Annotated in this window: 9 protein-coding genes and 1 other RNA gene; all 10 read left to right on the top strand. The window is 61.0% G+C overall.

The features are described from left to right. Positions 1-45 precede the first annotated feature (45 nt). The 10 genes from PQG80_RS27960 (at position 46) to PQG80_RS27915 (ending at position 7,299) form a co-directional block, all read left to right on the top strand. Positions 46-1,314 carry a radical SAM family protein gene (locus tag PQG80_RS27960; RefSeq protein ID WP_271755121.1) on the top strand — a complete coding sequence of 423 codons (1,269 nt, stop codon included), beginning with the start codon at positions 46-48 and terminating at the stop codon, positions 1,312-1,314. Between the two features lie 111 nt (positions 1,315-1,425). After that, on the top strand, positions 1,426-1,623 hold the full coding sequence (rpmE, locus tag PQG80_RS27955) for a 50S ribosomal protein L31 (RefSeq protein ID WP_090117667.1): 198 nt from the start codon (positions 1,426-1,428) through the stop codon (positions 1,621-1,623). 72 nt (positions 1,624-1,695) lie between these two features. Then, positions 1,696-2,121 (top strand): hypothetical protein, encoded by a 426-nt coding sequence (locus PQG80_RS27950; RefSeq protein ID WP_271755120.1) that lies wholly within the window; start codon positions 1,696-1,698, stop codon positions 2,119-2,121. Positions 2,122-2,207: 86 nt separating this feature from the next. Continuing rightward, positions 2,208-2,471, top strand: an RNA gene (ffs, locus tag PQG80_RS27945) — signal recognition particle sRNA large type. 159 nt (positions 2,472-2,630) lie between these two features. Then, on the top strand, positions 2,631-3,812 hold the full coding sequence (locus PQG80_RS27940; protein ID WP_271755119.1) for an ATP-binding protein: 1,182 nt from the start codon (positions 2,631-2,633) through the stop codon (positions 3,810-3,812). A 36-nt stretch (positions 3,813-3,848) separates the two neighbouring features. After that, positions 3,849-5,648: a DNA polymerase III subunit gamma/tau gene (dnaX, locus tag PQG80_RS27935; RefSeq protein ID WP_271755118.1), complete on the top strand. Its 1,800-nt coding sequence runs from the start codon at positions 3,849-3,851 to the stop codon at positions 5,646-5,648. Positions 5,649-5,661: 13 nt separating this feature from the next. Beyond that, entirely contained in the window at positions 5,662-5,973 is a 312-nt protein-coding gene (locus PQG80_RS27930; protein WP_271755117.1) for a YbaB/EbfC family nucleoid-associated protein, read from the top strand. Between the two features lie 18 nt (positions 5,974-5,991). Next, complete coding sequence (gene recR, locus PQG80_RS27925; protein ID WP_271755116.1) at positions 5,992-6,591, top strand: recombination mediator RecR; 600 nt, start codon at positions 5,992-5,994, stop codon at positions 6,589-6,591. 154 nt (positions 6,592-6,745) lie between these two features. After that, a complete protein-coding gene (locus PQG80_RS27920; protein ID WP_271755114.1) occupies positions 6,746-7,036 on the top strand; it encodes a DUF2508 domain-containing protein in 291 nt (96 codons plus the stop codon). Next, on the top strand, positions 7,033-7,299 hold the full coding sequence (locus tag PQG80_RS27915; RefSeq protein WP_271755113.1) for a pro-sigmaK processing inhibitor BofA family protein: 267 nt from the start codon (positions 7,033-7,035) through the stop codon (positions 7,297-7,299). Before PQG80_RS27920 ends, PQG80_RS27915 begins: the two co-directional genes overlap by 4 nt. Positions 7,300-7,539 lie beyond the last annotated feature (240 nt).

The following is a 7,539-nucleotide window of genomic DNA, read 5'->3' as shown; positions in this document are numbered from 1 at the left end:
CGGCTCCGCCCGGGCGCGTCCGAGTTGCGAAAGGAGCTATATGCCATGTACCTGGTTTACGCCGACGAGCACGGCAATGTATACGATCACGATCAACTCTATGCCGTTGCGCGTAGCGGCGACAGGTTGGTCGAGCTGCTCGAGGACGAATTGATACCGCTGCCCGCCGGCGCGACGCTGGTCGGCCTGCCGCACACGCGCGCCATCGGGATGAATCCCGAGACGGGCGAGATGAAAGCATTGCCTCCGGGCAGTCAAGCGGTAGGCGCGTTGCTGCCGCAAGGCTTTACGCGATATTACGTGCCGGGCTACACCAAGACGGACAAGACGCAGATGTTTCCTTTGTTCGGTTACACGGCGGTCGTATGGAAGGACGGCGGGTTCTACGTGGCCGCGTCCGGCACGGACGACCCTGAACCTTGGAATCCGGACAACTGCGACCCCAAGGAGCTGGAGGTCGAGGTGAACAGGCTTCTGTCCGCCTATCCCGGCAATCGGCTGTACGAGCATCTGTCCCATTGCGCGCTCGGTTACGAATGCCTCACGGCATCCAATACGTTCCTTCAGCGCCTCGAGGGCGCCGTGCCCGTGTCTTTTTCCTGCAACGCGGGCTGCTTCGGCTGCATCTCCGAGCAGCCCGACGACAGCGGCTTCGTCTCTCCGCAGACGCGGCTCAAGTTCAAGCCGACAGCGGACGAGGTCGTCGACATCATGCTCGAGCACTTGAAGAAGCCGGATACGATCATCAGCTTCGGCCAAGGCTGCGAGGGCGAGCCTTCGACGCAGGCCAAGACGATTATCGAGGCGATCAAGAGGGTGCGGGAGCGCACATCCAACGGCTACATTAATATCAATACCAACGCCGGACTCTCCGATCACCTGCGCGCGATCACGGACGCGGGGCTCGACCTGATGCGCGTCAGCACGATCAGCGCGCTCGACGAGCACTACAACGCCTACTACAAACCGCGCGGCTACACGCTCGCCAACGTAGAGAAGACGATGAAGTATGCGGAGAGCCAGGGCGTCTATACCTCCATCAACTATCTGGTCTTCCCGGGCGTCACGGATCGGGAGGAGGAGATCGAGGCCATGATCGAGTTCGCCCGGCGGACCAAGCTCAAGCTCATCCAGATGCGCAACTTGAACATCGATCCCGACGCCTACCTCAACCTGATTCCCAAGGCCAAGGGAGAGATTTACGGCATGAAAACGCTGTTGGAGATATTCCGCGAGGAGCTGCCGGACGTCGTTATCGGCTCCTATACGCATATCCCGCCTTCCGGGAAGAACAGGGTCGCAGCCCGCGCCTAACGCTGTCGGGCAGACCCATTGCGGGATGTAGGCATCGGTGTTATAATGTGCTGGTATGTCCATTAACTCTGGGGCCGCATGCGTTCCAGGGCAGAAGAGGTGAATTCTAAGATGAAAGAAGCCATCCACCCGAAGTACTCCGTCACGACGGCTACGTGCGCTTGCGGCAATACTTTCGAGACCGGTTCGGTTCGTCCGAACATCAAGGTCGAAATTTGTTCCGCGTGCCATCCGTTCTTCACCGGCAAGCAGAAGTTCCTGGACGCCGGCGGCCGGATCGACAAGTTCAAGAAGAAGTACGGCATCTAATCGAAGCCGTATAATCACGAATAGAGCACAGCCTCCTTCCGCATCCTAACGGATACGAAGGGAGGTTTTTTCATGTTCAAGTTCAACGGGATTCGCCTTAAAACGCTGCTTGCCGCGCTGCTGCTCGCCGCCTCGCTTCCGCTCGCCGGGTGCGGCGTCTCTGGCGGCTCGAACAGCAGCTCCATCAAGCAGCAGAGCTACGCGGACGACGGTTTGCTCGGACGTACCAGCAGTTACCCGAACATGCCGGGACGCCATATGACGAATAATTACGACAACGACTACAAGATGATGTCGGTCGCGATCCAGAACCTGAACGGCGTGGCGGGCTCCCACGTGACCTTTAACGGAGCCAACGCTTACGTGACCGTCAACCTCAAGCCGGGTCTCGACGCCCAGCAGCGGCAGACGGTGGAGAGCCAAGCGGCGACCGTGCTTCGGTTTAATTTCCCCAGATACAACATTCATGTGGAGACCGCAGGCGGCGGAGGGCGTTGACCCGCCCGGGCAGGCAAGCATTACCGCATAGAGATATCGCTGACTTAGGTTGCGCCTGCCCAAGATATTCGTTATACTAGGTCATGCCGTGCTAGATGGGGAGGTAGCGGTGCCCTGTCACTCGCAATCCGCTATAGCGAGATCGAATTCCTGTTTGAGGTCATGCCACGCAGTTCCGGCTTCGTCCCGGCGCGTTGATCGCAGGGTCCTTCGCGAGGGACGCCCATGAACCCGGTCAGGTCCGGAAGGAAGCAGCCGTAAGTGGTCACGTTCTTGTGCTGAGGGGTAGCCCTTCGGGAGCGTACGAGCGAGGTACGGCTGGATGGCATCGATCGAGGGCAGGTGCACGGTTCTTAACTTCGATGATGATTTATATTTTGATATCAACACACCTCAGCGTAGACAGAGCTGCGCAGGGGTGTGTTTTTTTGTTTTCTGCGTAAGCGTATTCCAGCGCGGGAGGACGGGTCGGCGCGATCGGGCAGAGGTTGCAGAGCGGAGGGGGAAGCATGAGGGACAAGAGGCTGCAGCAGGGGGCAGCTAGGGCGGTCGCGCCGTGGCGCGGCGACTCCCGCGCGAGAAGGGATCACTTCGTGCGCGTATTCGCGGAGCGGATGCTGGCCGACGAGGGGACGGGCGTCATGCTCGTCGATGCGGACTATCGGATCGTCGAGGCGAATCCGATGGCCAGCGCGATATTCGGCGGCGATCGATTCTCTTGGGAGGGGCAGCCGGCGGACGTTTGGGCAGAGGAACTGGGCGTAGTGCTGCCTTTCGGACGGAGTATTCTTCAAGGCGAATCGTTCCGCAACCGGAAGGTGGCATGGACCCGCGACGGCGTCTCGCGCGAGGTCGTCGTGGACGGGGATGCGCTCGTCTCGGGCGGTCAGGTCATCGGGGCCTATATGCTGTTCCACGACGTTACGCCCTGGATGATGCTCGAGGAGCAGGTGCGGAGGTCGGACCGGCTGAAGATGATCGGCCAGGTCGCGGCGGGGACGGCCCACGAGATTCGCAATCCGCTGACCGCGATCAAGGGCTTCGTTCAGTTGATGAAAAAATCGTTCGACGAGCGGCAGATGGGCAAAGAGCAGAATTACGCGAATATCGTGTTGTCCGAGCTCGACCGCGTGCAGGAGCTGGTGGGCGAATTTCTGCTGCTCAGCAAATCCAAAGAGACTAAGCTGTCCTCGCTCCGGATCGGCGCCGTCATGCGCGAGATGCTGCCGATGCTTCGCAACGAGGCGACGCTGCACGATATCACGGTCCGGTACGAGTCCAAGCCGGATCTGCCGCCCGTGCTCGCCGACAAGGAGATGCTGAAGCAGGTCATTCTCAATCTGGGTAAAAACGCGATCGAAGCGATGGGCAAAGGCGGCCGGCTGCTGATTCGCGAGCGGCATAGCGACGCGGCGCTCCCTGGGTATGTCTCCGTCGATATCAGCGATACGGGAAGCGGCATTCCGCCGCACACGCTCGAACGCATATTCGATCCCTTTTACACGACCAAAGAAAACGGGACGGGGCTCGGCCTGTCCATCTGCCAGCGCATCGTCCACGATCTGGGCGGAGAGATCGGCGTCGAATCCTCCGCGGACGGAACGGTGTTCACCGTCTCGATCCCTTCCGTCTCGTCCGATCCCGGCATTCAATCATCCGGCGGTGGAGCGTTGCCGCACGATGATGTATAATAAATAGCAATACACCACAGGCAGGAGCGACTTGGAATGGCCCATATGGCATTGTACCGTGCCTGGCGTCCCCAGACGTTCAAGGACATGGTCGGGCAGCAACATATCGTGCAGACGCTGCAGAACGCCATCCGGGAAGACCGGCTGTCTCATGCTTATCTTTTCAGCGGTCCGAGGGGCACGGGCAAGACGACGGCGGCCAAGGTCTTGGCCAAGGCCGTCAACTGCGAGCGCGGCCCCGCGACGGAGCCTTGCAATGAATGCGACGCTTGCCGGCGGATCACGTCCGGCGCGGTGATGGACGTCGTCGAGATCGACGCCGCCTCCAATCGGGGCGTCGAGGAGATTCGCGATATCCGCGATAAAGTGAAGTACGCGCCGACCGAGGTCCGGCGCAAAGTGTATATTATAGACGAAGTGCACATGCTGACGACGGAAGCGTTCAATGCGCTGCTCAAGACGCTCGAGGAGCCGCCGGCGCACGTGATGTTCATCCTGGCGACGACGGAGTCCCATCGGCTGCCGGCGACGATCATCTCGCGGTGCCAACGCTTTGAATTCCGCCGCGTGCCGCTCTCCGAGCAGACCGAACGCCTGCGCGAGATCTGCGGCGAAGAAGGCATCGCGGCGGAACCCGACGCGCTGAGCTATATCGCCAGGCTGTCCGACGGCGGGATGCGCGACGCGGTGAGCCTGCTCGACCAGATCGCCTCGTTCACGGGCGGTCACGTGACGCTGCAGGGCGCGGTCGACGCGACCGGCGGGCTGCCGGCCGACCAGTTCGTCCGGATGGCCGGCGCCATCCGGGATCAGGACGCGGCCGCCGCCTTGCGCGAGATCGACGAGATGATGCAGGCCGGCAAGAGCGCGGACAAGTGTCTGGAGCAGCTGATGCATTACTTCCGCGATATGCTGCTGGCGCAGCTGGCTCCGGATGCCGAAGGAGCGGCCGGGCGTGCCGGCGATCCGGCCGAGCTTTCCCGGGCGGCCGCAGGATTCAGCCGGGAGCGGCTGTTTGCCGTCATCGACCATCTGAACCGCTATCAGACGGAGATGAAGTACGCCGCGCATCCGCAGACGATGTTCGAGATCGCGCTGCTCAAGCTGTGTTCGGACGGCGGCGCGACCGGCGCAGCCGTGCAGGCCGGAGCAGCAGCCTCGGCGCCGTCGGGCGGAGCCGATCTGCAGCGCCTTCAGCAGCAGGTGGCCGGCCTCGAGCGCAAGCTCGCCGAGCTGGCGCGCTCGGGCGTGGCGGCCGGCGCCGCCGGCGGCGGTTCCGCCGACGCAGGCGGGGGCGCCGGCCGAGGCAGCGCTGGTTCGGCCCGCGGCTCCGCAGGCTCGGCGGTCGCTTCGGGCGGTCCTGCCAAGGCGCCGATGCGTACGCGCGTCAAGGTCGAGCCGTTCCTGGCGGCCAAGGGCACGCCGGACGCGCTGCAGGCGCTAGGCAAGTGGCCGCAGGCCTTGCAGCGGGTCAAGGAGGAGCGAGTCACGGTTCATGCCTGGCTGGTCGACGGCGAGCCGGTATCCTATACGGACGACACGGTACTCATCGCCTTCCGCAATTCGATCCATCGCGAGACAACGGAAAAGCCGGCCAACCGCCAAGTGATCGAGGGCGTGCTGAGTGCGGTGCTCGGGCGTCCTACCCAGCTTGCCACGCTGCTGCAGAAGGAATGGCAGGAAGCGATAGCGTCCGCGGATGCATCGGGCGGAGGCCGGGAGGAGCCGGAGGAGCTGCAGCTCGTACCGGACGACGGGAGTCCGCCGGGCGAACCCCTGATCGACGAGGCGCTCCGGCTTTTCGGAGAAGATTTGGTCGTTATTAGAGAAGACTGAGGAGGACGACGAGATGAACAACATGAATCAAATGATGAAGCAAGTGAAGAAGATGCAGGAGCAAATGCTGAAGGCTCAGGAAGCGCTCGCCGACAAGACGGTGGAGGGGACTGCCGGCGGCGGCGTCGTGACCGTGGGCATGAACGGACACAAGAAGCTGATCAGCGTCGCGATCAAGCCGGAAGCGGTAGATCCCGAAGACGTAGAAATGCTGCAGGATCTCGTGCTGACAGCCGTAAACGACGCCCTGACCAAGGCGGACGAACTGGCTAATGCAGATATGGGCAAGTACACCGGCGGAATGAAAATTCCGGGCCTGTTCTAAGAGAAGGAGCCCGAATCCTTGTTTTACCCTGAACCGATCGCCAAGCTGATCGAGTCCTTCTCCCGCTTGCCGGGCATCGGGCCCAAGACGGCGGCGCGGCTGGCGTTTCACGTCCTTCGGATGAAGGAGGAGGACACGATCGATTTTGCGAAGGCGCTGGTCAGCGTCAAGCGGAATCTGACTTATTGCTCGATCTGCTGCAATATTACGGATATGGACCCCTGCCGGATATGCTCGGACAAGACCCGGGATCCTTCCGCCATCTGCGTCGTGCAGGAGCCCAAGGACCTCGTCGCGATGGAGCGTACGCGGGAGTTCGGAGGCTACTATCACGTCCTTCACGGCGCGATCTCTCCGATGGACGGCGTGGGGCCCGACGATATTCGCATCAAGGAGCTCGTGCAGCGTCTAAGCGACGAGCGAGTGCAGGAACTGATTCTAGCGACCAACGCCAACATAGAAGGCGAGGCGACCGCGATGTATCTATCGAGGTTGGTGAAGCCCTTCGGAATTAAAGTTACGCGTATCGCGCATGGCTTGCCGGTGGGCGGAGATCTCGAGTATGCGGACGAGGTCACGCTCTCCAAGGCTCTAGAGGGCCGTCGGGAGTTGTATTGAACGAGTATTTCTCTATCGCTTTTTTGCCGAAGAAGCGCCTAAGGGCGCTTTTTTCTATTTTCACCTGATTCTGAATGCCGTTTCTGTGACATATAAATGATATCGGGTTGTCCTTCGCGGGACGCTTGACCACACAGGAGAGGGAGCGGTGAGCATGTTGAAGAGGAGACGGGACAGGTTGGCGGCGGAAAAACGCATGTCGGAACGGGATCGGCTCGTGGACGAGGTCCGTCTGGCGGAGGCGGAATGGAGGCAAGCGTGCGTCCGGTTCGACGATGCGCTAGGAGCCGACCAGGTCGATTATGCCATCTACCTCCTGGAGGCAGCCGAGCAGAAGCTCGACATGACGCTTCGGCGTGCCCGCATGCATTGGCATAACGATCAAGCCGCCGAGCTGCCCGATCTTCGTCTGGACACTGCTATGGTCGGGAGCGAGGGCGCATGAAGACGGTGTGGCTGATCATGCTGGTCGTCTCCGCAGCCTCCCTGCTGCTGCTTCTCTTGCGGAGAAGCGCTCCGGGAGGCTGGCTTTTGAGGTTCGGCACGCACCTAGCGCTGGCCGCTTTCGCCATTTACGCCTTGAACTTTTCAGGCTGGATAACCGGCTGGCACGTACCCCTGAATCCCGCTACGATCGGCGCGGTGACGCTCTTGGGGCTTCCCGGCGTCGCGCTCGTTCTCGGCCTGCAGCATATGCTTATCGTTTAAAAGCGAGAAATTACGCAGAACGCATTGACGAGCGATGTAGAGTTATGTTAAATTAACTTTCGCGCCTAAGAGCGGCCGCAAAACGGCTGCTGAAAAAACAGCAATCTTCCAGAAAATATGGGTTGCATCGGATTAGGCGAGTGTGATATATTATTCAAGTCGCCGCTGAGAGGCCGCCGAGCAAGAGGCCGAGAGCGAAGACAAGATTGCTCCTTGAAAACTGAACATCGAGCGTTAAAA

Origin of the sequence: Cohnella rhizoplanae (assembly GCF_948329515.1) — a bacterium.
Lineage (GTDB): Bacteria > Bacillota > Bacilli > Paenibacillales > Paenibacillaceae > Cohnella > Cohnella rhizoplanae.
The sequence above is the reverse complement of the archived record's forward strand: the minus strand, read 5'-3'. Positions and strand labels throughout refer to the sequence as shown.

What these genes read in the sequence shown, in the direction of transcription:
- PQG80_RS27950 (WP_271755120.1), top strand. Translation starts at nt 1,696, where the DNA reads ATGTTCAAGTTCAACGGGATTCGCCTTAAAACGCTGCTTGCCGCGCTG.
- rpmE (WP_090117667.1), top strand. Translation starts at nt 1,426, where the DNA reads ATGAAAGAAGCCATCCACCCGAAGTACTCCGTCACGACGGCTACGTGC.
- PQG80_RS27940 (WP_271755119.1), top strand. Translation starts at nt 2,631, where the DNA reads ATGAGGGACAAGAGGCTGCAGCAGGGGGCAGCTAGGGCGGTCGCGCCG.
- PQG80_RS27920 (WP_271755114.1), top strand. Translation starts at nt 6,746, where the DNA reads ATGTTGAAGAGGAGACGGGACAGGTTGGCGGCGGAAAAACGCATGTCG.
- PQG80_RS27930 (WP_271755117.1), top strand. Translation starts at nt 5,662, where the DNA reads ATGAACAACATGAATCAAATGATGAAGCAAGTGAAGAAGATGCAGGAG.
- dnaX (WP_271755118.1), top strand. Translation starts at nt 3,849, where the DNA reads ATGGCCCATATGGCATTGTACCGTGCCTGGCGTCCCCAGACGTTCAAG.
- PQG80_RS27960 (WP_271755121.1), top strand. Translation starts at nt 46, where the DNA reads ATGTACCTGGTTTACGCCGACGAGCACGGCAATGTATACGATCACGAT.
- PQG80_RS27915 (WP_271755113.1), top strand. Translation starts at nt 7,033, where the DNA reads ATGAAGACGGTGTGGCTGATCATGCTGGTCGTCTCCGCAGCCTCCCTG.